This window comes from Sphingomonas sp. GW821-FHT12D09 (assembly GCF_058807215.1).
Genome location: NZ_JBXAQL010000002.1, coordinates 728,182 through 752,891, shown reverse-complemented (window position 1 = coordinate 752,891; position 24,710 = coordinate 728,182). Strand labels below are relative to the sequence as shown.

Annotated in this window: 21 protein-coding genes; 9 read left to right on the top strand and 12 right to left on the bottom strand. The window is 65.4% G+C overall.

What is annotated here, in order from left to right; translation table 11 throughout:
• Window positions 1-20 precede the first annotated feature (20 nt).
• Window positions 21-1,178 carry a glycosyltransferase family 4 protein gene (locus AC1RPL_RS13520; protein ID WP_493069806.1) on the top strand — a complete coding sequence of 386 codons (1,158 nt, stop codon included), beginning with the start codon at window positions 21-23 and terminating at the stop codon, window positions 1,176-1,178.
• Window positions 1,179-1,207: 29 nt separating this feature from the next.
• Here the strand turns inward: AC1RPL_RS13520 and AC1RPL_RS13515 are convergent, their stop codons facing one another.
• The 3 genes from AC1RPL_RS13515 to ubiM form a co-directional block, all read right to left on the bottom strand.
• A complete protein-coding gene (locus AC1RPL_RS13515) occupies window positions 1,208-1,531 on the bottom strand; it encodes a DUF2218 domain-containing protein (RefSeq protein ID WP_493069805.1) in 324 nt (107 codons plus the stop codon).
• A gap of 70 nt (window positions 1,532-1,601) precedes the next feature.
• Entirely contained in the window at window positions 1,602-2,198 is a 597-nt protein-coding gene (locus tag AC1RPL_RS13510; RefSeq protein WP_493069804.1) for a PadR family transcriptional regulator, read from the bottom strand.
• Window positions 2,199-2,262: 64 nt separating this feature from the next.
• Entirely contained in the window at window positions 2,263-3,429 is a 1,167-nt protein-coding gene (gene ubiM, locus AC1RPL_RS13505) for a 5-demethoxyubiquinol-8 5-hydroxylase UbiM (protein ID WP_493069803.1), read from the bottom strand.
• Window positions 3,430-3,534: 105 nt separating this feature from the next.
• On the opposite strand from ubiM, the gene AC1RPL_RS13500 reads away from it, so the two are divergent.
• From AC1RPL_RS13500 to AC1RPL_RS13485, 4 genes are all read left to right on the top strand, one after another.
• Entirely contained in the window at window positions 3,535-4,857 is a 1,323-nt protein-coding gene (locus tag AC1RPL_RS13500; RefSeq protein WP_493069802.1) for a replication-associated recombination protein A, read from the top strand.
• A gap of 135 nt (window positions 4,858-4,992) precedes the next feature.
• Entirely contained in the window at window positions 4,993-5,340 is a 348-nt protein-coding gene (locus AC1RPL_RS13495) for a hypothetical protein (protein WP_493069801.1), read from the top strand.
• A 111-nt stretch (window positions 5,341-5,451) separates the two neighbouring features.
• The gene (locus AC1RPL_RS13490; protein WP_493069854.1) at window positions 5,452-6,315 is read left to right on the top strand and encodes a hypothetical protein; all 864 of its coding nucleotides are present in this window, start codon (window positions 5,452-5,454) and stop codon (window positions 6,313-6,315) included.
• Window positions 6,316-6,411: 96 nt separating this feature from the next.
• A complete protein-coding gene (locus tag AC1RPL_RS13485; protein ID WP_493069800.1) occupies window positions 6,412-6,729 on the top strand; it encodes a hypothetical protein in 318 nt (105 codons plus the stop codon).
• Here AC1RPL_RS13485 and AC1RPL_RS13480 read toward each other — a convergent pair.
• A complete protein-coding gene (locus tag AC1RPL_RS13480) occupies window positions 6,726-7,379 on the bottom strand; it encodes a DsbA family oxidoreductase (RefSeq protein WP_493069799.1) in 654 nt (217 codons plus the stop codon). The genes AC1RPL_RS13485 and AC1RPL_RS13480 overlap by 4 nt on opposite strands.
• A 211-nt stretch (window positions 7,380-7,590) precedes the next feature.
• Between AC1RPL_RS13480 and AC1RPL_RS13475 the strand changes: the two genes are divergently transcribed.
• The 4 genes from AC1RPL_RS13475 to AC1RPL_RS13460 all read left to right on the top strand — a co-directional run bounded on the left by AC1RPL_RS13475 (window position 7,591) and on the right by AC1RPL_RS13460 (window position 14,104).
• The gene (locus AC1RPL_RS13475; protein WP_493069798.1) at window positions 7,591-8,631 is read left to right on the top strand and encodes a GNAT family N-acetyltransferase; all 1,041 of its coding nucleotides are present in this window, start codon (window positions 7,591-7,593) and stop codon (window positions 8,629-8,631) included.
• Window positions 8,632-8,798: 167 nt separating this feature from the next.
• The gene (locus tag AC1RPL_RS13470) at window positions 8,799-9,878 is read left to right on the top strand and encodes a DUF4157 domain-containing protein (RefSeq protein ID WP_493069797.1); all 1,080 of its coding nucleotides are present in this window, start codon (window positions 8,799-8,801) and stop codon (window positions 9,876-9,878) included.
• 137 nt (window positions 9,879-10,015) lie between these two features.
• Window positions 10,016-11,743: a DUF4157 domain-containing protein gene (locus AC1RPL_RS13465; RefSeq protein ID WP_493069796.1), complete on the top strand. Its 1,728-nt coding sequence runs from the start codon at window positions 10,016-10,018 to the stop codon at window positions 11,741-11,743.
• Window positions 11,744-11,749: 6 nt separating this feature from the next.
• A complete protein-coding gene (locus AC1RPL_RS13460; RefSeq protein WP_493069795.1) occupies window positions 11,750-14,104 on the top strand; it encodes an eCIS core domain-containing protein in 2,355 nt (784 codons plus the stop codon).
• Here AC1RPL_RS13460 and AC1RPL_RS13455 read toward each other — a convergent pair.
• The 8 genes from AC1RPL_RS13455 to tssB all read right to left on the bottom strand — a co-directional run bounded on the left by AC1RPL_RS13455 (window position 14,101) and on the right by tssB (window position 24,632).
• Complete coding sequence (locus AC1RPL_RS13455) at window positions 14,101-16,014, bottom strand: type VI secretion system Vgr family protein (protein WP_493069794.1); 1,914 nt, start codon at window positions 16,012-16,014, stop codon at window positions 14,101-14,103. The genes AC1RPL_RS13460 and AC1RPL_RS13455 overlap by 4 nt on opposite strands.
• Window positions 16,011-18,542: a type VI secretion system ATPase TssH gene (gene tssH / locus AC1RPL_RS13450; protein ID WP_493069793.1), complete on the bottom strand. Its 2,532-nt coding sequence runs from the start codon at window positions 18,540-18,542 to the stop codon at window positions 16,011-16,013. The genes AC1RPL_RS13455 and tssH overlap by 4 nt, the downstream gene beginning before the upstream one ends.
• On the bottom strand, window positions 18,539-19,564 hold the full coding sequence (tssG, locus tag AC1RPL_RS13445; RefSeq protein ID WP_493069792.1) for a type VI secretion system baseplate subunit TssG: 1,026 nt from the start codon (window positions 19,562-19,564) through the stop codon (window positions 18,539-18,541). Before tssG ends, tssH begins: the two co-directional genes overlap by 4 nt.
• Window positions 19,528-21,354 carry a type VI secretion system baseplate subunit TssF gene (gene tssF / locus AC1RPL_RS13440; RefSeq protein ID WP_493069791.1) on the bottom strand — a complete coding sequence of 609 codons (1,827 nt, stop codon included), beginning with the start codon at window positions 21,352-21,354 and terminating at the stop codon, window positions 19,528-19,530. Before tssF ends, tssG begins: the two co-directional genes overlap by 37 nt.
• Window positions 21,344-21,841 (bottom strand): type VI secretion system baseplate subunit TssE, encoded by a 498-nt coding sequence (tssE, locus tag AC1RPL_RS13435; RefSeq protein WP_493069790.1) that lies wholly within the window; start codon window positions 21,839-21,841, stop codon window positions 21,344-21,346. Before tssE ends, tssF begins: the two co-directional genes overlap by 11 nt.
• Window positions 21,842-21,848: 7 nt before the next feature.
• On the bottom strand, window positions 21,849-22,349 hold the full coding sequence (locus AC1RPL_RS13430) for an Hcp family type VI secretion system effector (protein ID WP_493069789.1): 501 nt from the start codon (window positions 22,347-22,349) through the stop codon (window positions 21,849-21,851).
• 57 nt (window positions 22,350-22,406) lie between these two features.
• A complete protein-coding gene (gene tssC / locus AC1RPL_RS13425; protein ID WP_493069788.1) occupies window positions 22,407-23,954 on the bottom strand; it encodes a type VI secretion system contractile sheath large subunit in 1,548 nt (515 codons plus the stop codon).
• Between the two features lie 144 nt (window positions 23,955-24,098).
• The gene (gene tssB, locus AC1RPL_RS13420) at window positions 24,099-24,632 is read right to left on the bottom strand and encodes a type VI secretion system contractile sheath small subunit (protein ID WP_493069787.1); all 534 of its coding nucleotides are present in this window, start codon (window positions 24,630-24,632) and stop codon (window positions 24,099-24,101) included.
• Window positions 24,633-24,710 lie beyond the last annotated feature (78 nt).

Here is a 24,710-nt window from a genome sequence, read left to right as displayed (position 1 = left end):
CGAGCGGTATCGCGCCCGACATGAAGCCCACCGACCTCCGCGTCGCGCTGTTCAGCGGCAACTATAACTATGTCCGCGATGGCGCGAACCAGGCGCTAAACCTGCTTGTCGGGTTCCTGCTCGAACAGGGCGCACAGGTCCGCGTCTATTCGCCGACCACCGATACCCCAGCCTTCCCGCCCACGGGCGACCTGGTCAGCGTGCCCGCCCTCCCAGTCCCGGGCGGACGCGACGAATACAAGTTCGCGCTCGGCCTGCCCAAGCAGGTGCGCGACGATCTGAAGGCGTTCGCGCCGAACATCGTCCATGTCTCGGCGCCCGAGTTCCTCGGCCATGCCGCGGTGCGCTGGGCGCGGCGCAACCACATCGCCTCGGTCGCCTCGCTCCACACTCGCTTCGAGACCTACCCGCGCTATTACGGCGTCGGCTTCCTCGAAAAGCCGCTGATCAAGCTGCTGACGCGTTTCTACAACCGCTTCGACGCGGTCGTGACCACCGGCCCGATGCTCACCGACATGCTGCGCGGCTGGGGCGTGAAGGTGCCGATGAACATCTGGTCGCGCGGCGTGAACCATGCGCGGTTCAACCCCGGCAAGCGCAGCAACGAATGGCGCCGCAGCCTGGGCATCCAAGACGATGAAGTCGCAGTGAGCTTCCTCGGCCGGCTGGTGCTCGAAAAAGGCCTCGACATCTTCGCCGAGGTGATCGCCGACCTGAAGAGCCGCGGCGTGAAGCACCGGGTGCTGGTGATCGGCAAGGGCCCGGCGCAGGAATGGTTCGCCGAGCGCGTGCCCGAAGCGGTGTTCGCCGGGTTCCAGGCGGGCGACGATCTAGGCCGCGCGGTCGCCTCGATGGATATCTTCTTCAACCCCTCGGTAACCGAGAGCTTTGGCAACGTCACGCTGGAGGCTATGGCCGCCGGCGTCGCCGTGGTCGCCGCGCGGGCAACCGGCCCGGTCGGGCTGGTCCAGGAAGGCGTGAACGGCCTGTTGGTCGAGCCCGGCAAGGGCGCCGCCGGCCGCTATGCCGACGCGATCCAGTTCTATTGCCAGGATGACGACGCCCGGAAGGCCGCCGGCGAGGCCGGCCACCGCATCGCCGCTGCCTATGACTGGAACTCGATCAACCAGAAGGTGCTGGACACCTATCTGGAAGCGCTAGAGCGGCGCGAAAGCTGAGTCCTTCTCCCTGAGGGGAGAGGGAGGCCTCACTTCCAGTCGTATTTCAACCCTTCCTCGCGGAAGGCGAACCGGTCGAGGTGCCGCTCCACTGCGCCCTTCAGCCCATCGAGTTGCTCGGCCGAGCTGGCGTCGATGCGGATATCGAGCCCGGTTTCGGCGACGTTGAAGGTCACCACCGCGTCGCCCGGGTGATTGGCGCCGCGCGCATCCCTGGGGAAGATCACCGTGCCGTTCTCCGGCGTGAACTCGACCTGGAGATTATGCTCCCAATGCTTGCACAGCTGCTGGAGGTAGCGGCTGGCATGTTCGGTTGGCGCCAGCGTCTCGGCCGAAAGCGTGGTCATGGTCATGTGTTTCGTCTCCATCGGCCGCGGCACGATTCCGAGCCGCCGCCGCAATAGTTCTAGCCTGGGCAAAGGCTCAGAGCCGCTCGATCTTCCGCGCGGCTTCGTCGAGGATCTCGGCGACGTCGTGCAAAGTCTCGGGATCAACGCCGTCGGCGCTCAGACGCTCCTGCAGCACGGCGCGAAGATTGCCCATCGCGCGGCGGATCGGGCCACCGCTGGTGCGCTCGCGCTCCTGGCCAAGCATCTGGAGCCGTTCGAACAGCGCGGCCACTTCCTCGGTCCGCTCGGCGAGATGTGCCGTGCCGGCGTCGGTGATCGCGAACTGCTTCTTGGCGCCTTCGCTCTTGCTCTCCTCGATCAGGCCCATGTCGTCGAGCATGGTCAAGGTCGGATAGACCACGCCCGGGCTCGGGGCATAGGCGCCGCCCGAACGCTCCTCGATCTCGCGGATCAGGTCATAGCCGTGACGCGGCTGCTCCTCGATCAGCTTGAGCAGGACAAGGCGAAGCTCGGTGCCGTCGAACACCCGGCGGCGACCGCCACGCTCTCCACGCTCCCCGCCGAAGCCGCCATGGCCGCGTCCGAAGGCCATGAAGAAGTCGGCGCCTCCGCCGAAGCCGCCGCGGCGGCCGAAATGCATGCCACGCTGGCCGCAATGATGATGTCGCATAAATACTCCTTGTACGACTCTTGATGCGCACAAGATATATCTTAGACTGTTTTTTACAAGTCCCTTATCGCGCCATCAACATCCCCCGCACCTGCGATCGGAAGATCGGTAACCGCGTACCGAGACGAAGGCCGGCATGGCGGGCGGCGCGGGCGAGCGGGCGCTCGTCGGTGTAGAGCTTCACCAGCGCGTTGGTGCCGAGATAGAGCGGGCGGGCGGTGGCGCGGTGTCGCATCTCATAGGCACGGATCACCGCATCACTGCCGGGATCGCGCCCGCGCCGCGCCGCCTCGCCCAGCTGCGCCGCGAGCAACGCCTGCCCGCTCAACCCCAGGTTGAAGCCGTGCGCGGTCACCGGATGCATGCCGACTGCGGCATCGCCGATCAGCGCCGCACGGTGCGCACCGAAGTGCTTCGCCCAAGTCGTCGCCAGAGGGTAAACATGGCGCAAGCCGGCGATCTCCATCGGCCCGTGCAGGTTCGCCGAACGCCGCGTCAGCTCGACCGCCAGCGCGGTGTCGCAAAGGCCGGCCAGTCGGGTGATCTCGTCGTCGGGCAGCGTCAGCACCACCGAGGACAGGCCGCCATTAAGCGGCAGCAGCGCGATCGTCTGGTCGTGGCCGAACCATTCGGTGGCGACCTGATCGTGCGGCTTGGGGTGTGCGACGCGGCATACCAGCATCGAACGGCCGAGCCGGTTGACCTCGGCGGCGATGCCCAGCGCATCGCGCAGTGGCGAGAAGCGCGAATCCGCCGCGACGAGCAGCCGCCCGCGCACCGTCTCGCCGGTCGACAGCTTCGCCTCGGCAAAGCGCCGCTCGGTCCGCGCCGAGACCAGGCTCGACCCGCAGGCGAGACGCAGTCCAGGTTGCTCGGCCACCGTCTCGAACAATGCGCGGCGGATCAGGTGATTAGGCACCAGCCAGCCGAGCGCCTCGCCCGCCGGCCTGGCGTCGAAATCCAGCGCGAAAGCCGAACGCCCGTTGCGCACCTGTGCAGCCCGGAGCAGTGAGACGCGGGTCTCGGCGATCCGTTGCCACGCCCCCAGCCGCTCGAGAATGGCGCGCGAGCCATGGGTCAGCGCGATCTCCCGCCCGTCATAGGCGGGGTCGGCCAGCGCGGGATAGGGCTGGCGCTCGACCAGGAGCGTCTCCAGCCCCATGTCGTTCAGCGACCGCGCAAAGGCCAGGCCCGCCGGGCCGCCGCCTGCGATGATGACGTCATAGTCCATCGTCCGTTTCCTTTGCCGGCAGTGTGCACCCTCAGGCGGCACCGCCAATTGCGTTTGGTCAAAGCTTGGGATGCAGAATTCGTCCGCTGCGCCTATCTTCGGGAAATGGCCGATCTCTTTGCTGCCCAGGAACAGCCCAACCCCGCCGATGCGACGCCGCTGAATGGTCCGCTCGCCGACCGCCTGCGCCCGCAACAGCTCGCCGATGTCGTCGGACAGGAGCATCTTACCGGTCCGGAAGGCGCGATCGGGCGGATGGTCGCGGCGGGCAAGCTCAGCTCGATCATCCTCTGGGGCCCGCCCGGCACCGGCAAGACCACGATCGCGCGGCTACTCGCCGACGCGGTGGGCCTGCGCTTCGTTGCAATCAGCGCGGTGTTCTCGGGCGTGGCGGACCTCAAGAAGGTGTTCGCCGAGGCGAAGGAATATGCCCGGCTCGGCCGCAAGACGCTGCTCTTCGTGGACGAGATCCACCGCTTCAACCGCGCGCAGCAGGACGGCTTCCTGCCCTATGTCGAGAACGGCACGGTCACCCTGGTCGGCGCTACCACCGAAAATCCCAGCTTCGAGCTCAACGCCGCCGTGCTCAGCCGGGCGCAGGTGCTGATCCTTCACCGGCTCGGCGCCACTGCGCTGACGCGACTGCTCGATCGCGCCGAAGCTGCCGAAGGGACTCCACTCCCCCTCACCTCCGATGCACGCGATGCGCTGGTGGCGAGCGCGGACGGCGATGGCCGCTTCCTGCTCAACCAGGCCGAGACGTTGTTCTCGGTCCATTTCGAGCAACCGCTCGACCCCGCCGCGCTCGGCGATTTCCTCCAGCGCCGCGTCGCAGTCTACGACAAGGATCGCGAGGGGCATTACAACCTGATCTCGGCGCTCCATAAGTCGGTGCGCGGATCGGATCCGGACGCCGCGCTCTATTATCTCGCGCGCATGCTCACCGCCGGCGAGGAGCCGCTCTACCTCCTGCGCCGGCTGGTGCGCATGGCAGTGGAGGACATCGGCCTGGCCGATCCCCAGGCGCTGGTCCAGTGTCTCGCGGCCAAGGACACCTATGAGTTCCTCGGCAGCCCCGAGGGCGAACTGGCGATCGCGCAGGCCTGTCTCTACCTCGCCACCGCGCCCAAATCGAACGCGGCCTACACCGCGCAGAAGGCGGCGTGGCGCAGCGCGAAGGAAACCGGCTCGCTGATGCCGCCGCAGAACATCCTCAACGCGCCGACCAAGCTGATGAAGGACATCGGCTATGGTAAGGGCTACACCTACGATCATGATGCCGAAGGCGGCTTCTCGGGCGACAATTACTGGCCCGACGAGATGGCACCTCAGAATTTCTACACCCCCACCGAGCGCGGCCACGAAAAGCGCATCGCCGAGCGAATCGCGTGGTGGAACGAGATGCGGGAGAAACGGCGCGATGGGTGAGCCCGGTCGCTTTTCGCGGCGCCCTCGTCTCCTCTCCCGTCATCCCCGCGAAGGAGGGGATCCAGAGCCAAGAGCCACAGCGCCCGTTACGCTGGACCCCCGCCTTCGCGGGGATGACGAAGGAAGGGTAGGTCCGTGAAAGATTGGGAAGACGTCACCACCTTCGCCTGCACTCTGCCGGAGGTCGTGATGGAAAGCTGGTGGGGCACGCCCTGCCCCAAGATCAACGGCAAGGGCCTGATGTCGCCCGGCCGGGAAAAGGGCAGCTTCGGGCTGATGGTCGCCAACGCGGAGAAGGAAATCCTTTTCGAGACCGATCCGGACACCTTCTGGCAGACCGACCACTACGCCAATTATCCGATGTTGCTGGTCCGCTACGGCACCGACAGCCGCGAGCGGATCGAGCTCTATATCCAGCGCGCCTGGTGGGACCGCGCCAAGAAACCCCAGCGCATCGCCGCGGGGATGGCGGAGCGACCGTGAACCCCCTCCGTCATGCTGAACTTGTTTCAGCATCCAAGGCGCCGCAAAGGATGTCACCCGTGGAAAGTTGGGCCCTGAAACAAGTTCAGGGTGACGGACTCTTCTAACGCGATGCCCGCCTTCACCGATTTCATCGCGATCGACTGGTCGGGCCAGGCGGTCGAGCGTCCCAAGGGCCTCGCCGTCGCCCGCGCTTCGACCGGAACGGCCGCACCCGTGCTGGTCGAGCGCAATTGGTCGCGCCAGGATATCGCCGACTGGCTCGCCGAACTCGCCGACAATGGCACACGCGCGCTGATCGGGCTCGACCTGTCCCCTGCCCTCCCGCTTGTCGATGAAAGCGCCTATTTTCCCGGCTGGCAGCTGTCCCCGCCCGACGGGCCTGCGCTCTGGAAACTGGTCGATGAACTAAGCGCCGATGACCCGCACCTCGCAGCCACCAGCTTCGTCAACCACCCTCAAGCCCGCCGCCATTTCCGCCAGATGGGCGATTGCGGCGACCTTTTCCCGCCCGGACGCGGGCGCTTCCGGATATGCGAGCATGGCCAAGAGGCGATGCGCCTGTCGCCCTACAGCTGCTTCAACCTGGTCGGCGCCAGCCAGGTCGGCAAGTCTAGCCTCACCGGCATGCGGGTGCTGCATCGCCTGCGCGGCAAGGTGCCGCTCTGGCCGTTCGATCCGCCGCCCGAGCGCGGGCCGATACTGGTCGAGATCTACACCGCCCTCGCCGCACGCACCGCCGGCATGCGCAAGGGGATATCGAAGATCCGCGACGCCGCGACGCTGGACGAAATGCTCGCCGCGCTAGGCTCGAAGGCGCACGCGCCGCTCGCGCGCTATGACGACCATGCCACCGATGCGGTGCTCAGCGCCGCCTGGCTGCGCGCGGTGGCGGACGATCCCGGGCTATGGAGCCCAGCGGCACTCACACCGGAGCTGGCCCGCACCGAAGGCTGGACGTTCGGCGTGCGCTAGGCGGCACTCGTCGCAGGCGCATCCGCCTTCGTCGCGCGACGGCCGTCAGCGGAAGCCGAGACATGCAGAGCGCGGAAAACCACAGAAAGTATCCGCGTGCACAGTATTCTTCTCCTTTTCTCCGCCCTCACCCTCGCTTCCCAGGCGGCATCCGCTCCGGTATCCGAAAGCATTACGGTGCAGGACGGCATGGCGGTGATTTCGTCGGACGGGGTTACCGTCGCCAAGACTGCCTATATCCCCAAGCCCAGCCAGACCTATGTCGCGGAGAAGAGCTTCTTCACGCTCGAGGAGCGCATCTTCTTCCTGCGACGCATCTATCCGCGCGAAGCCTGGGTCGACGGCAATGTCGTGCGCTTGCGGATGACCGCGAAGCAATTCCGCGCCCGCTCACAGAACCCGCCGGCCTATTAAGCCGCCGTCTGCGCCGCGATCTCACGCAGCGCCTGCTCGAACGCCTCGGGCGGCTGGCCGCCGGAGATCAGCCACTTGTCCTCGATCACGATCGCCGGGACGGAGTTGATCCCCCGGCCCTGCCAGAGCTGTTCGGCAGCGCGCACGTCTTCGGCATAGCGGCCCGAGGCGAGCACCTCGCGCGCCGCCGCGCCGTCCAGTCCTGCCTTCTCGGCAGCGGCGACCAGCACGTCGTGGTTCGACGGGTCCTGCTGGTCGGTGAAATACGCCTTGAACAGCGCATGTTTGAGCACTGCCTGCCTCCCTTCCAACTCGGCCCAGTGGAGCAGCCGGTGGGCGTCGAAGGTGTTGTAGATACGGCTGTCGGCGGAGCTGTTCATCGCGAAACCCAATGCGGCGGCGCGGTCTCGGATCATTTGGCGGTTCGCCGCCGACTGTTCGGGCGTCGAGCCATATTTCCGCGCGATGTGCTCGCCGATATTCTCGCCCCCCGGCGCCATGCCCGGATTGAGCTCGAAGGGCTGGAAATGGATCCGCGCATCGACCAGGTCGCCGGTCCGCGCAAGCGCTTCCTCCAGCCCGCGCAGGCCGATGATGCACCAGGGGCAAGAAACATCGGACACGAAATCGATCTTCAGCGGACGCGGCATGTGCTTCCTTTCAGGCGGTCGACGCGCAGATGGGGTGCGTGCACCCCAATGCCAACGCCCATGCCAGCGACAGCACCGCGTAATGCGACGACGAAGTACCGATAGCGTAGCGGCACCAGTACGCAGGAGCGCTCTTCATTCCCTTTTCATGATAAGTGGTCAGATTGGCCAGAATAGCGTATAGTGGGCTAGACCAGTTCTTGGAGTGGCAATGGCCGAGCGCGTGATCCAGGGCTTTTTCGTTGGCGGACGGATGCATCCGATGCCGGGCCTTGTGGCTGCCGGTCCGGTGCAGCGCGCCGAGGCGCCCTCCCGCGCATCCGGGCCGCCGCGCGCAGCGTTCGCGCCGCGCGCGCAACCGGCCCAGCGGCACGGCGGCAACGGCAATTTCGAAATCGATCCGGTCCAGCTCGGGCTGGCGCGTGGGGGCGGCAAGCCGCTGCCGCAGTCGGTGCTCGCCAAGATGGAAGCCGCATTCGATGCGGATTTCTCGGCGGTGCGCGTCCATGTCGGGCCGCAGGCGGCGCGGATCGGCGCGATCGCGTTCACCACAGGCAATGATCTCTATTTCGCGCCGGGCCGCTATCAGCCGGACTCGGTGCAGGGCCAACAGCTGATCGGTCACGAGCTCGCCCACGTCATCCAGCAGCGCCAGGGCCGCGTTCGTACGCCGGGCAGCGGTGTGGCGGTAGTCCAGGATCACGCGCTCGAGGCCGAGGCCGATCGGCTCGGCATGCGCGCGGCGATGCACCGCGCGGCACCGGTCCAGGCAAAGCTTGCCCCTGCCGGCGGGGGGCGTCCCGCAGCCAGCCCGGTACAACGTCACGCGGCGCCGGGCGAAGCCGGGTTTCGTATCTCGGCGCCCGTTCCCGCCGGGCAAGGTCGCTTCCGCATTTCGGCCTCGGCCGGTGCCTCCGATATCGGCTCGGTGATGGTCCATACCGGCGGATCGATCGCGCACATTACCGACCTGGCGGTGGACCCCTCGCATCGTGACCAGGGGGTGGGCAAGATGCTGCTCGCCTCGGCAGCACGTACCGGACTTGCCCATGGCAGCCCGCGCGTCTCGCTCCATTCCGGCGACACCGGCAGCGGCCGGCTGACGCGCTGGTACCGCGAGGTCGGCTTCACCGAGCAAGGGCCACGCCATAGAGGCCAGCCGCGACTCGAGGCGGCGGCGATCCGTGTTGCGGGCGCCACGGCGCAGCGTAGCGTGGCGATGCCGGCGCGACCGGGGCCAAAGGCGCGCTGACCCGACGAGCTGATCCGGCTGGCGCACCTATGAGAAATCAAGTTCAACTTGAACAAAATATTACGAAATACTGCAGACCGTTGATAGCGGCCTGAAATACCCCACGAGTTAGCTTGTCGTTTGGGATCAAAAATCTAGTATCGCGCAAATCGGCGAGGAGCCCGGTCTTGGCGACACGAGTCATCCAGGGATTTTTCATCGGCGGACGCGCCCAGCCGTCACCGGGAATCGTGCGCGCCGTCGCACTCCAGCGCAAAACGCAGGCCCCGGCACACACCCTGGCAGGCCCGCCGGCGCCCGCTCATGCCGGCCGCGGCGCAGCGCTTCAGCGTTTCGGCGGCGCCGAAAGCTTCGAGATCGACACCACCCGGCTCGGGCTCGCGCGGAGCGGCGGCCGCCCCCTGCCCACCCCGCTTCTCGCCAAGATGGAATCCGCGTTGGGCGCGGACTTTTCCGCGGTGCGCGTCCATGTCGGGCCCCAGGCGCCGCGAATCGGTGCCGTCGCCTTCACCACTGGAAACGACATCTATTTCGCGCCGGGCCGCTACCAACCGGACTCGATGCAGGGCCAGCAGTTGATTGGCCACGAACTCGCGCACGTCGTCCAGCAGCGCCAAGGACGGGTCCGCACGCCTGTTTCGGGCGTGGCAATCGTGCAAGATCGCGCGCTGGAGGCCGAGGCGGATCGGATGGGCATGCGCGCCGCGATGCAGCGGATGGCGGGGCCCGCAAGGCCAGTCCAGCGCAGGGCGGCGCCAGTCCCGCAGTCCCGCTTCCCGACATCTATCCAGCGCGTCTCGTCCTTCGCATCGACCAAGACCTATGACGGCCAGATCTACGGCATCTGGAAGAACCCCCAATACCCCAAGGGCAAGATCAAAAAGACCGACATGGACATGAAGAAGGTCCTGTATATCGGAAAAACGGTCGACAAGCAGGATGTCGGCGCCCGCTTCATCTCCCATGCCAGCGGCGACAAGGACCAGCCCTGGTTCGTCTGCAGCACCTGCTCTTATGACTCCGACGACGATGAGGAATGGCCGTTCGTCGTTCGCGAGCTCTATGCCATCAAGGAATTGACGAAGTTCGACATCGCCGTCGCCGAGCAATATTATATCGACGAGCATAGCCCGCCGCACAACAAGATCGATGCGATATCGCGCAAGAAATACATGATGTTCAAGGACGATCCGGACGTCTTCACCACCAAGAGCGAATATCCGAAGAGCTACAAGCCGGGTAAGTGAAGAATCGATGCCTGGCAGAGGGGCGGGGGCGCTTCGGTAAAGGTGACGGCCCCGTCATTGCTTCAAATCCGTTCATGCTGTGCTTTCGTCGCAGCTGCCGATCCGATATCCTCGCAAGTAAGGGAGCGGTCAGACAGATGTCCGGCAAGGTGATCCAGGGTTTCTTCATCGGCGGCCGGATTCCGGCTGCCGTCACCGGTCATCCGCGGCTCGTGGCGCAACCCAAGCCGATGGCGGGCGCGATACAGAACCGGCCCATGCCCGGCCCACCACCCGCAGCCTTTGGCGGCGCCGCAAGGCCGGCGCAGGCACGCACCGCGCCAGGCCAGCCACCGGTCGCACGCGAAGCCGGCGTACCGCCGATCCAGTGCCATGGTGACAGCAACAGCTTTCCGGTCGACCCGGTGCAGATCGGCTTGGCCCGCGGTGGCGGCACCCCGCTGCCCGCGCCACTCCTCGCCAAGATGGAAGCGGCATTCGGCGCGGACTTCTCGACGGTGCGCGTACATGTCGGCCCGCAGGCGGCGCGCGTCGGCGCGATCGCCTTCACCACGGGCAATGATCTCTATTTCGCACCCGGCCGCTATCAGCCGGACTCGATGCAGGGCCAGCAGCTGATCGGCCACGAACTCGCCCATGTCATCCAGCAACGCCAGGGCCGGGTACGCGCGCCGGGCTCCGGCGTCGCGGTCGTCGCGGATCGCGCGCTTGAAGCGGAGGCCGACCGGCTGGGCACGCGCGCGGCGATGCATCCCGGACCGTCGGCACGACGGCATTTTCAGCCCGGCGCGCTGCAGCGGACGGCCAGTCCGCCGGGAACGGCCGTCCAGCGTATGCAGGAACCGTCTTTCCCGATCACCAAGGAAGCCCGCAAGCTCATTACCCAGCATCGGACGACCACGCACCAGAAGCAGCTGCGCGGAAAGTCCAAGGCATCCGGCCGCTCCACCCACCGCGACCACAGTCACATCACGAAGCCCAAGTTCCACAAATACGTCCACGCGGGAGGCAAGGACAGCAAAGGCCATGAACACAGCGCCGGCGTCGTCTCGTTCCTGAAGTTCAACGGCAAATATCTGTCGATGGGTGAGAACGAGAAGGCCGGGCCAGGGATGAAGTTCGAGCATATCGGCCACGAAAATTTTCGCGGCACCAAGGACAATTTCCACGCCGAGGACTGGAGCATCCAGAGCTTCAAGCATCAGTTCAACACCAGCGGCCATGACGAAATGGAGGACTGGCTCGAGGAGATCGGATGCGAGTCGACGGGCAACACCGGCCAGGGCGGCCGGCACGTGATCAGCGTCATCATCAACTATTCGTCGTGCATGGGCTGCGTCACCACCATCCGCGAATTCCACACCTATCTCGCGGACCATCTCGGGGCGGGCGCGTTCCTGTTGCGGGTCAAGTTCCTGCGGCCCTACGACTTCCCGGTCACGGTCACCCGTTCGAGTGCGCGCGTCGTACTGAACTTCATCTCAGGCATCGGGGCGCTGCGCGAAAAGGGCATCTTTGTCCGCATGCAATCCGAATCCTCCGTGCGCCGATTGCTGGGCGGTGCGATCGACAAGGGCATCCTCAGCACGATCGCGGTCAATCACCGCGGCGTGGCGAAGGCATTGAGCACGGAACAATATGACTATCTGACCCAGACCTGGACGCAGTTGCGGGCCAACCGAAAGGGCATTTCGGCGCTCGGCAAGAAGAAGGCGACGGCGAAGGCGGTCGGCAAGGCCAGTTTGATAGGGATAAACAAGATCGGCAAACCGGCGACGACGGTTTGCAACAAGCCGAAGCGCGTCGGCGGTGGGCGGTGCAAGCGCCGGATAAGACTGGGCGGGCGCTGCCCCGTTCACGGATAGGACAGGATGCACGGCAAGATCATCCAAGGTTTCTTTCTCGGCGGCGCCGCACGGCCGCTGCCCAGTGCACGGATCGCTGCGCCCGTGCAGGCCAAACCAAGCCAAATCGCCAACGCGCCGACACTGGCAGGCCCGCCGCGGCCAGCCTTTGCGGGCAGCGCAGTTGCACAGCGCTTCGGGGGCGCAGGCAGCTTCGCGGTCGATCCGGTGCAGCTTGGCCTGGCGCGCGGCGGCGGATCGCCCTTGCCGGACGCTTTGCTAGCCAAGATGGAGACGGCGTTCGATGCGGACTTTTCGGGCGTGCGCATCCATGTAGGGCCGCAGGCGGCGCGGATCGGCGCGATCGCCTTCACCACGGGCAACGACCTTTATTTCGCGCCGGGCCGTTATCAGCCGGATTCGGTGCAGGGCCAGCAACTGATCGGACACGAACTGGCCCATGTCATCCAGCAACGCCAAGGCCGCGTGCGCACGCCGGGATCGGGCGTGTCGGTGGTGCAGGACCATGCGCTCGAGGCTGAGGCCGATCGACTGGGGATGCGCGCGGCGATGCACCGTGGGCCCGTGCAGGCAAAGCTGGCGTCGGGAAGTGTGAAGTCGCCCACGCGCCATGTGGCCGCGCCGATCCAGCGAAAGCCCGATTTCGTGATCCCGGCGCATTTCACCGGTGAGCAATATATCACCAAAGCCGCACTGCTCGTAAATCCGAGGGCCACGGTGACCGTCTACGCCGCTCCCGATGCGATCGAAGACCAGTATCGCAAAGACGCCGAGCTGATCGGCGTGACCTTCTTCCAAATCTACAATCGCCGGCACCGCACCAATTTCCTCAGGGACGAGGATGCCAAGGCGCACCTGGTCGACGCGCAGCAGGCCCAGCTGGCACGGACCGTAGCCTATATGCGCTCAGGTCTGGAAAGAGCGGATGAACGCGTTCGGGTGAGCGACCATCCCCTCGACACGATGACCAGCGGTTCCACCCAAGCGGTACGAGATGCCTATAAGAGGAACCCGCAAGAGGCATCCAAACAGATTCTCGACAATATCGAGAGCAGCGTTCCACGCGATGTGCAGATCGAGATCCTGCGCTATTTCTTCCGCAAGGGTTTCCGGCTCGGGGGCAAATATGTGCTCTTCTGGGGCCGCCGATCGGGCGAGGCGGTGGGAGCAGGTGCCTATCTGGACACCAACGAGCAGATGATTGCCCAGATGATGATCACGATCCGGCTAAAGGACCCGAGCCGGCGGTTCGTGCTCATCGGCGACGAGATCAACATTCCCAGGACGATGGACGGCATGGCGGTGCCGCCCATCGACCTGAGCCTCGTCGCCTATTGGCGCAACGGCCTGCCCGGCAATGGCGACGTCAACGCCCAGCTATATTTCCTGAACCTGCTGGCCATGGCTACCGACACCGTAGCGATCGGCACCAACAGCGGAATCCTGGAGATTCCGCACCTGCTCGGCATGGCGACGGTCTATCTGGAGAACACGCACCTCCACAAACGCAAAGGGCTGCGCTGGCAACTGCTTGCCCATAAATATGAGTTCGAGCAGAGCGACGGGGATATTAGGTCGCTTATCCGCAGGCGTGACGGCGCCAAGGCCAATAAGCAGAAGGCGCTCGACGACGAGCTCCGAAGTTCCGGGCTGCAGCGTGTCAGCGTCGGAAACCGGCTCCGGCCCCGCCTAGTTCGTTTCTCGACGACCGGCGCGACGGAACTCTGGGTGACTCGCAAGCAGGTGCTCGGCGAGATCAAGGCCTGGATCCTCCGCGCGAGCAGCGGCGGCCAGAGTGCTGCCAAGGAAGCCCCGCCCGAACATGACGCACTGCTCCAGCTAATCGTCCATTGCGACGCTACTGACGATGAAGAGGTCGGGCCCCGGGGCAACCGCGTCTCCTATGACCTGTTGCATCAGGTCAAGCGCCAATGGGCCGCGATCAACGCCAGCAAGGCCGAATGCCTCTCTATGCCCGATCTCAGGCTGACGGCCGTCACGGCGATCGACAGACTCATTCGCCGGCACGCTCTCACGGCGCAGGAGGTCGATCGGTTCTGGGAAACGTTCAACTACACCTACGTAAATGAAAACATGCGCCAGGCACCCGATTTCCGGGCGGGCATGCGCGCCTGGCTGCGCGATTCCGAGCAAGTCTGGAACACGATCAAGAACAAAGGGACGCTCGGCACCCGCGTGGACCTGATCAGGGCAGAGATGGCGCGTGAGGAGGCCGAGGAACGCGCGCGTAGGGAAGCTGCCCAACGCGCGCGGCTCGAACAGACGCTGCGGGGCACGCGCGACTGGCTCGCCCAGACGCAGGGCCAATGGCTGGCGGCAAAGAGGCGTTACCGATCCTAGTTCAGCTTCACCATCCCGCCCTTAAGCTCGAGCATTCCGCCGCCATCGAACTTGCCCGACGCGCTTCCCGTCAATTCGACCGATAGTCCCTTGAGCGTCAGCGCGGTGCCCGCTTCGATCGCGACGCTGGCACCGCTTTTGAGCGACATGTCGGCACCGGACTCGATCTTCACCGATCCGCTCGCCTTGATCGTGACGTTGCCGGTGACGTTGATCGTCAGGTTGCCCTTCACCGTGTCATCGCCATTGCCGTCCACGGTGCGGGTCAAGTTGCCCTTCACCGTCTCCTCGGCATTGCCCTGGATCGTGACCGTCGAATTGCCCTTCACACCGTGGGTGGCGTTGCCGGTCGAGACATCCGTCGTCCAGTTGCCCTTGGACACGGTGAAGCTGTCATTGCCCTCCTGCACCGTCACCGTCCGGTCCTGCTTGACCATCTCGGTGCTGCTGTTGAGCACGGTGACGTTGAGGTCCTTCTGTGCCTGGACGAAGATCTCCTCCTCGCCTGCCTTGTCCTCGAAGCGCAGTTCATTGAACCCCTCGGCGCTCGGCGTCGACTGGCTCTTGAGCGTGGTGCGGCTCTGATTGTCCGGCAGCGCATAGGGCACCGGATTGTCGCCATTATAAACGCAACCGGTGACCAAGGGCCGGTCGGGATCGCCCTCGAGGAAGCTCACCACCACTTCCTGCCCGATGCGCGGCAGGGTGAAGGCACCCCAGCTCTTGCCCGACCAGCTTTGCGACACGCGCACCCAGCAGGAGCTGTCGGCGTCGCTCTTGCCCTCGCGGTCCCAGTGGAACTGGACCTTGATCCGCCCATATTCGTCGGTCCAGATCTCCTTGCCGTCGGGTCCGACCACCTTTGCAGTCTGCGCGCCGGCGATGCGTGGGCGCGGGGTGATCCGCGCCGGGCGAAACGGCACGGTAGCGGGAAAGGCGGCGAAACGGTTGGAATAGCTGCGCCGCTCGGCCTGGTGGTGCACCGAAAACAGCGCGTATTTGGCGTTAAGCGCGTCCGCCGGATGGCCGGTCAGGGTAAAGGTCGTCCCGCTCGCGAGATGGCGCAGCGGCGAGCTGCCACGGATCATCGTCGCCAGCGCCGCCAGCTCCTCGCCGCGCCGCTTCGATACCGCGTCACCATCCGCCTTGAGTTGGAAATCGCCCGGATACTCGTAGACGATGCCGGTCCCGACCGTGCCGAGCAGCATCGTCTCCGGCGTGGTAAAATTATAGTCCACCGCCTTGTAGCCCGCCGGCACCACCGCCTGTTCGTGCACCACATCGTCGATGCGCGCATCGGTAAGCCAGGCATTGCCCGCTTCCAGCGCCAGCCAGGGCACCGTCGCGGCATTGGGACAGGCCGGGAACTTGGCCGGATCGTCGACCAGCACCATGGTGTGCGTGCCGGCCTTGTGCTCGAAATAATAGGCGATGCCAGCCTGTTCGAGCAGCCGGCTGACGAAATCGAAATCGGACTCGCCATACTGCACGCAATATTCGATCTTGTCGTAGCTGAGCACGAGATCGCTGCGCATCGTCGCGGTGCCGTAATCGGCGAACACCTTGGCCAGGATGTCCTTCACCGCGAGGTTCTGGAAGATGCGATGGTTGCGCGACAAAGTGAGCAGCCAAAGCCATGCCCGCATCTCGATCACGCATTGCGAGCTGCCCTGCGATACCCGCGCGGCGATGCCATTGAAGACCCGCGCGATGCCGTCGCCGCCCTTGAGCGTCACGTCGATCGGCTTGCCGAGCAATTGCGACGGATCCACATAGGTGGCGCCCATTCCGGCGACGAGCGTGAATTTGAAGGGCGCCGAAATCTGCTCGACGCCCTCGAAGCTGCCCAGCGACAGCACGCCTGCGCCGAGCGGCGTGGCAAGCTCGAGCGACCAGGACGTATCACTCATCGGGAGATGTCGATCCGCAGCCGTTGATCGGGCCCGACCGAGAGATGCGCGGCGCGCGCCGGCGCGGCCTCGGCCAGCCGGTCGAGCAGGCGGATCGAGAGCTCGGGCAGGAGCTGGTGCGCGATGATCGCATCGACGCTGCGTGCGCCGCCGTCGGTCAGGTCGGCGGCATGCGCGATTGCCTTCACCACCTGATCATCATAGGTCAGTTCGCCGTGCCGTGCCGCGGTGAAGCGTTCGCCGACCCGCGCCAGCTTCAACCGCACGATCGCCTCGATCTCCGCCGCGGCGAGCGGGCGATAGGGCACCGGCACCAGCCGCGCGAGGAAGGCGGGGGCGAAATGCCTGACCAGCTCGGCCTGCAGCCCTTCGGCCGGGCCGCCCGCGGCGAGCAGCTCGGTGCCGATATTCGACGTGAGCAGGATCAGCGTGTGGGTGAAATCCACCGCCACGCCCTCGCTGTCCTCGAGCATGCCGCGGTCGAACACCTGGTAGAAGATCTCGAGCACGTCGGGATGCGCCTTCTCGACCTCGTCGAGCAGCACCACCGAATAGGGCTGGCGCCGCACCGCTTCGGTAAGCACCCCGCCCTTGCCATAGCCGACATAGCCCGGCGGCGCGCCCTTGAGCCCGGAGACCGAATGCGCGGCCTGATATTCTGACATGTTGACCGTGATCAGTGCACGCTGCCCGCCGAACAGCAGGTCGGCAAGCGCCAGCGCGGTCTCGGTCTTGCCGACGCCGCTCGGGCCGCACAGCAGGAACACGCCGGTCGGCTTGGTCGGATCGCCGAGCCCGGCCTGGAAGGTCTGGACGCGCCGCACGATCGTATCGAGCGCAGTATCCTGGCCGATGATGCGCTCCGATAGCTGTGCCTTGAGGTCGCGCGCCGTGCTGCTCGCGCTGCCCAGGATCGCGTCGAGCGGCACACCTGTCCAGGCCGACACGACATCGGCAACCGCGCGGCGATCGACCGCGACGGGCACGAGCGGCGCATCCTGCTGGATCTCGGCGAGCTCCAGGCGAAGACCCTGCAGCTCGGGATCGTCCGCATCGGCCTGTTTTTCGAGCTTGCTCAGCCGATCGAAGGTATAGCGTTCCTGCTCCCAGCGGCTGGCGATCGCGTCGCGCGTATCCTGTACCTCGTCGCGTTCGGCCTCGAGCTGGTCGAGCCGGTCATCGGGAGCGGCGCCGAGCCGGTCGAGCTCGGCGGTGAGATCGGCCAAGCGCGCCTCGGCGGCATCGAGTGCCGGCGGGCGGCAGGATTGTGCGATCGCCACCCGCGCGCAGGCAGTATCGAGCACATTGATCGCCTTGTCGGGCAGCTTGCGCTCCGCGACGTAGCGCTGCGACAGATGTGCCGCCGCGGCGAGTGCGTCCTCGGCAATGCGTACCCCGTGGAACCGCTCCAGCCGCCCGCTCAGCTGGCGCAGGATCGTGATCGTGGTCGCCGCATCGGGCTGCTCGATCTTGACCGGATGGAAGCGCCGCGCCAGCGCCGCATCCTTCTCGAAATAGCGCTTATACTCGGCCCAGGTCGTCGCCGCGATCGTACGCAGTCCACCGCGTGCTAGCGCCGGCTTCAGCAGATTGGCCGCATCCCCCTGTCCGGCCGCGCCGCCCGCGCCGATCAGCATATGCGCCTCATCGATGAACAGCATAGTGCGATCGGGGGCGCCATTCACTTCGGCGATCACCCCGCGCAGCCGCCGCTCATACTCGCCTTTCACGCTCGCGCCGGCCTGGAGCAGCCCCAGGTCGAGCGAGCGCACCGCCACGCCGATCAGCGCCTCGGGCACCTGGCCGGCGGCAATCCGCTGCGCCAGCCCTTCGACCACCGCGGTCTTGCCCACCCCCGCATCGCCGGTGAGGATCGGGTTGTTCTGCCGGCGCCGCATCAGGATTTCGATGACCTGGTCGATCTCTGCATCGCGGCCGACCACGGGATCGAGCCCGCCTTCACGCGCCAGCGTGGTGAGATCGATCGTATAGGCATCGAGCGCCGAGCCCCCTGACTCCGGAATGATTCCGCCCGCGACCAGCAAACCGCCCGCACCCTCGCGTCCCGTCGCGACGATCTCCGCCAGCTCCTCACCCAGCCGATCGCGCGGCACCGCGGCGAAGCCCGGCACCGCGTCGAGCAACCGTGCGCGCAGGCCCGCATCTTCGATCGCGGCGCGCAACAGGCAGGCGGAGCTGATCGTCCCGAGCCCAAGATCGATCGAGGCGACGCCCCACCCCTTCTCGACCGCGGCGGCCAACTGGTCCGATACGCCGGGGTTGCCACTGTTGCCGATGGGGTAGCGGCGTGTCGCAGCGCGCATTGCGTCGGCCAGCGCGCGCCGGTCGAGGTTGTAGCGGTCCAGCGCTCGGGCAAGATCGGAATCGGCTTGCTCCGCCAGTTCGCCGAACAGATGCTCGATCTCGACCGCGAAATTTCCGGCCGCGAGGCAGCGCCCGGCTGCGCGCTCCAGCGCGTCGCTGCACGTCCGGCTCAACTTGCCGATCAAGGGCTTCAGCGCGATCATCTCTTGGTCAGCCTGAGAGGTACCGCGACCTGGGGTCGGAGCACAATCACCGAGGTGCCGTGGGTTTCAGGTTTCGGCGCGCGACCAAGCCATGCATTCAATCCAAGCCGCATCCGCCGGCCATTGCCGATCCGCGAGGGATGAACGCTCGCCTTGTTCACGCGCAGGCGCACTTCGACACCGACTGTGTCGGAAAGCAGGAAGCGGAGCAGCCGCGCCAGCCGCAGATGCGCGCCGTCTCCGGGCAGGAAAGTGCTGGCGTGCCCGGCCGGCATCGGCCCCAGGGTGAGCGTGATATTCGCCGACTGGTCCCACACTCGCCCGCCGAGCATCGCGCTGCGCCCAAGCCGCTGATGCCGTCCGCCCAGGCCCAATGTGGTGCACTGGCTGGCCGGCACCTCCATCCAGTCGCCGCGGAACGGCGTCACGCAGGCAGGCACGCCGAACTGCGACGAGACCGCCCGCTCGATCGCATGCGCGCTGAGCGGCGCCTGGTTGAGCAGGCCGGCGAGCGGCAGCAGCGACGCGGTGAGCCGTGGATCACGTTCGACCAGGCTTGGGGTCGCAAGGCCTAGCAGCGCGTGCAGCCGCCCGGCATGCAGCGACTTCTGCGGATACTGCGCCTGCAGCGCCGGGCGATACAGCTTGCCGAGATCGAGCGAGGCGGTGACCAGCCGGTGGTTGAACAGGTCGAGAAAGTCGCGCGCGGCGACTTGGCCGCGGCGCGCCGCAGCGCTTACATATTCGGTATAGGGCGTCGGCAGCGGCCCGGTGGCGCCGCCCAAGCCGATATAGTTCACCGTCACTTCGGGCGGCTGGTTCGAGTTCCCCGGGCGCACCAAATCGAGATCGCTGAGCGGAAAGGCCAGGCTCAGGTTGCTGCGATAGCGGATCGGCTTGAGCTTCGCCTTCACGCGCCACGCCTCGAGCACCCGCACCGCCTGATGCGTGTCGAAGCGATAGGGCTCGGCAACGAGCAGGTTGATCAGAGAATTGGCTGGTCCCCGGCGCGGGCTGGCCATCGTTTCCAATCCTCATTGTGATGCGCTCGCCGGACCGCGAGCTCGGTGAAGCTGTTGACCCCGGCGTAGAGCGCGAAGAAGCGATCGAGCACCGATCCCAGCAACAGCGCGCTGTTGCCGACGAACTGCTCTTCGTTGAAGCTCACCACGATCTCGGTGCCCCGCACGAAACCACGCCAGTGCGAGCCTCCGAGCCGGCGGATGATCGGGCGCGTGACTAGCGCGTGGATACCCTCGATCTGCCGGCGCTTGCGCGCATCGACATCGGCGCCACTGTAGAGCAGCAGGACCTGCTTGAGCGTATCGAGCCGCGACGGCCCTTCGAGCGACCATTTGTTGAGCGTCAGCTGCGACACCAGCCGCCACAGATTCTCACCACCGAGCGGCGGATAGGCCGGCGGGGTCGGCTTGGCGAGGCAGCGTATGTCGTCCTTGGGCAGATCGAGCTCGACCCCCAGGCGCGTGGCGAGCGTGATGTGGCGCGGCAGCTCGCGGTTGGTGCACAGCGTCTGCGCGAACAGCACATCCTCGGCCGCAACCGTCGGGTTCATCTGCGGATCGACGAACGACAGCATCATCTCGGTGCCGGACAGCGCGGGGTTCGAGACCGGCGCGCGCCGCGCCATCCAGCGCAACTGCCCTTCTCCCTCGATATCGGGTTCGGGGCTGAAGAAGGGCGAGACCACTTCGCTCTTGCGCGTACCCGTGGCACCTGCCGAGCGAGTGACGCGCAGCACGCTGTGCACTTCGGTCACATCGGCGGCGCGCAGATCGGGTTCGAGCAGATATTCGGTGCTGAAATGGTCGAGCCGTAGCGGCTCGCTGGTCTGCGGGAAAAGATTGACCATCGGCACGCAGTTGAGCCGCATCGATCGCCGGTCGAGCTCCAGAGGCTCCTCGGGATCGATGTCGAGGAAGAAGAGCAGGTCGATCTCCTGCGCATCGCCGAGCATGCCGGCCTCGAGGCCCGTCAATTCGAGGAACAGGAACTTGTCGGGGAAATTGAAATATTCCTGGAGAAGCCGATATCCGTGATGCGCGGTATCGGGATAGGGCAGCATCGCGTCTTCGGGCTCCAGCCCGGCCTGGCGCAATCCAAGCTGCGGCTGACGCGGCACCTTCGCCGCCGAATCGCTGCCCCGCGGCGCGATGCGAATCTCGATGCGGTGATTGGTAAGCAGTTCGTAGAGCCGATACCGCGCATTGCGGTCGCCATCGAGGAAGAAGCGCAGGGATCCCGGCGCGAGATCGGCGAATTTACGCTCGCCCAGGCATTTGAGCGTGACGCGCAGGCAGGAATGCACATCGCTGCGATTGTCGAGCAGCGTCAGCTCGCTCGCCGGGCGCAGCGACACCGCCGACACTTCGATCGGCCACAGCTGCAGCATGGAGGTGGTTGTGAAGCGACACTCGGCGCCGCCCGCGATGCCAGCGTACAGACCCGTCTGACGCGGCACCTTCACGCCTTCGATCGCGCGCTGCTGCTTGGGCGAGACCGTGAAATGGGCCACCGCCATCGAAGGCACCGGTGCCACCAGTTGCGGGTACAGCGCCTCGAGCAAGGCCGTCGGCACTTCGGGGAACTGCGCGTCATATTGCCGCTGCAGCTTTGCGGTGAGGAAGGCGAAGGACTCGATCAGCCGCGCGATCTGCGGATCGTCGGTCTCCGCGCTGGCGAAATCGAGCCCGCCGGCAAGATCGGGGTGACTGCGCGCGAACTCGGTGCCGGCGAGGCGGAGATGGTTGAGTTCGTTCAGATAATAAGTGACGAACCCGGGATCAGTGGCCATCGCGCGGTCCATCGAACTGCATCGGAAAATCGAAGGTGACGGGCACGGTGACACTTCCCAGGATGAGGTCGCCGGCGATCTCGACGACGAGCACGTCGCTGCGATCGGCGCGGGGGCTGAGCTGGACCCGCGGATTGCCGAGCCGCGGCTCATAGATCGCGATCGTCTCGGCGATGTGCTGCGCCAGCCGCGCGGTGCGGCTGGCATCATCGACCCGGTAGACGGTTAGATCGGGCAGGCCATAGTCTATCGTAGTGCGCGAGCCACTGCGTGTGCGCGCATCCATCTCGGCATAGCTGATCGGCACGCGCGTGTTGAGCAGCCAGCCAAGCTGCTCGGCAATCGACGCTTCGAGCTGCTTGCGGTCATAGACTTCGCGCCAGCCCATCCGCGCGGCGCGCAGGCGATAATCCCCTGCCCGCCCGCGCGGGATCAGCCGGTCGAACAGCAATACCGGCGCACCGCGCTTTTGGCGGATAACCGGCATGCTGCGATCACGCGACCGTCTGCTTGATCAGATCATGCGACACCGGCTGGACCCCGCCCGCCGCACCCGTATCTGGCTTCTGCGACTTGTAGGTGTAGGTCACCTTGCCATAGGCCAGCGAGATATTCTCGGTCGGCAGATCGCCCGGGCCGCCGCCGATGCTGACATTACTGATGATGATATCCTCCATGTCGATCTGGAGGTAGAGGATCGCCTGATTATCGCCGTCCGAGCGATAGCAGGTGAGCGTTGCCTTGCCGATCTGCTTGCCGTTCCAGCAATATTTCAGCAGGTCGTCGGTCGCGGTGTCGAGATACTTCGAGAAAGTGAAATCCGAGTGATTCGCCTGCTCGACGGTGCCGCCACCCGCGCTGCTGCGCGTGACCTTGGTCGGCTGGTTGAAGCTGTGGCTCCACGACAGGACCTGGATTTCCTCGGCATGCGCCGAGTCGGTGGATTCACCCTTGATGTCCGGTTCGGAGAATTTGAGGAAGACATTGACGGCCATCGAAAGAGCCCCTTTTCAAGCGATTTGGCTGCTGCTGTGTCTGCGCGCGGGCGCGCGTCAGGCAGCGGCGGGCGGCGGCAGCTCGGCGACGAGGCGCAGCGATGCGGAGAGCCCTTCCAGCTGGAAATGCGGCCGCAGGAACACCGTCGCGCTATAGGCGCCCGGCTGGCCCGGCACGTCGACCACGTCGATCCGTGCTTCGCGCAGCGGGTATTTTGCCTTCAGCTCCTGGCCCGCATCGTCCTTGTCGAGGACATAGTCGCTGATCCAGGTGGTGAGGTACGACTGCACATTCTCCTTGGTCATGAACGTGCCGATGCGATTGCGCATCATGACCTTGATGTAATGGGCGAAGCGCGAGGTGTTGAGGATATAGGGCAGCCGCGCCGAGAGCTCGGCGTTCGAATTGGCGAAGCTGGTGTTGAACTTCTTCGGCTTGTTGACCGTCTGCGAGCCGAAGAACGCCGCGTAATTGGTGTCCTTGCAATAGACCAGCGAGATGAAGCCCTGGTCGCTCAGTTCCTTCTCGCGACGGTCGGTGATCGCCACCTGGGTGGGGATGATCACGGCACGGTCGCCATTGACGGTCTTGAACTTGTGCAGCGGCAGATCCTCGACCTTGCCGCCACCCTCGACACCGCGGATCGCAGCGGTCCAGCTATATTTGGCAAAGGCATCGGTGATGCGCTGCGCGAAGATATAGGAGGGGTTGCCCCAGAGGTAATTGTCGGAAAGCGGATCGAGCCGAAGCACCTTCTCGTCGATCGGCTTGCCGTTGGCGTCGTTGGCAACGCCCCCATGCTCGACGTCGAAATCGGTATTGTCCGGCAGCAGCCGAAATCCCACCCGCTCGCGGTAGGACAGCCCTTCGACCGGGTTCTCCACCGGGTCATAGGGCAGGCGCATCAGCACCTTGGGCAGTGTCAGCGTGACGTAGCGGCTGTCCTCGCTGTCGCGGAACGCCGTCCATTCGGCCATCTCGACCGACTCGAATATCTTCGACAGGTCGCGCGGCTTGGCGAGCTCGTCGAACTCCTTGAGGTCGAACAGGATCGGATCCGCCGCCGAAATCAGCGGAGCATGCGCCGCCGCCGCGACCGAAGCCAGCTTCTTGAGGAACGTCATCGAAGGCGTCGAGCGGTCGAAATAGAAATCGCCGACCAGGCAGCCATAAGGCTTGCCGCCCAGCGTGCCATATTCCTCTTCATAGACCTTCTTGAAGAGTGCGCTCTGGTCGAAATCGACGGCCTTCTCGAGATCCGCCTGGAGCTCCTTGCGGCTCACATCGAGCACACGCAGCTTGAGCCGGGTCGAGGTCTCGGTCTTGTCGACAAGATAGAAAAGCCCGCGCCAGCTGGCCTCGAGTTTCTGGAAATCCTTGTCGTGCAGAACGCTGTCGAGCTTTTCGGTGATGTCGCGATCGAGTTGGTCGATCCGATCCTGAATCACCTGGTAGAGGTCGATCTTCTGCTTGTCCTGCGTGGTCTTCTCCACGGTTTCGGTAAAGACCTTGACCATGTTGAGGTTGCGGATCTTGCTTTCCTTCGACTCATCGCTTGCGATGGCCGGCAGACGCGCCGTTACGAACACAGCGTTCAGATCCAACTCTTTGGTCGCCGTCTCAGTCGTATCGGCTTCAGGCTTGTCAGCAGGCATGATCGCCCTTTCTCATCTCGCAGTGCATCTGCCGCATCGCATGCGGCGGTGGACGTCGATCAATTCCGTCCGGCCGCAGCCGGCGCGGCACCCTTACTTCTCGGGCGTCGGGGCTCGCAGATCGGCGAGCTGCTTGGCCGCGTCGTCGCCGATCTTCTGGATGCTGTTGCTCACCACCGCTTCCCGCAGCTGGGTGTGCAGCTCGTCGTTGCTGTCGATCTTGGTCAGGATGTCCCGCAGCGCCGAGCGCTGGTCGTAGAGGTCCTTGATCGGCTGGATCCGCTTGACCAGCGAACCCGGACCGAAGTCTTCGAGCGACTTGAAGTGGAGGAGCTCCGCGCCATCCGGATTGCCTTGCTCGTCGAGTGCGCCGGCTATCTTCAGCGACGGTGCGATCTTGGCCATCACCTCGCCGAAATTGTCGCGGTCGATCTCGACGAAGCTGCGCGACTTGTCCTTGAGCGGCTTCGGATGGTCGCCAAGGCCGGTCGCCGACAGGTCGGCCATGATGCCGACCACGAAGGGAATCTCGACCTTCTCGATCGCGCCGCCCGTTTCCACGTCATAGGTGATCTGCACCCGCGGCGGGCGATTGCGGTCAATCTTGTGTTGAGTACTATCCGCCATACGCCCCTCCCAAAGTGCCCACGCAAGACAATTGTCTTCTCGGAGAATCAGGGACCTGCCCCTGTCCCACTAAGGGAC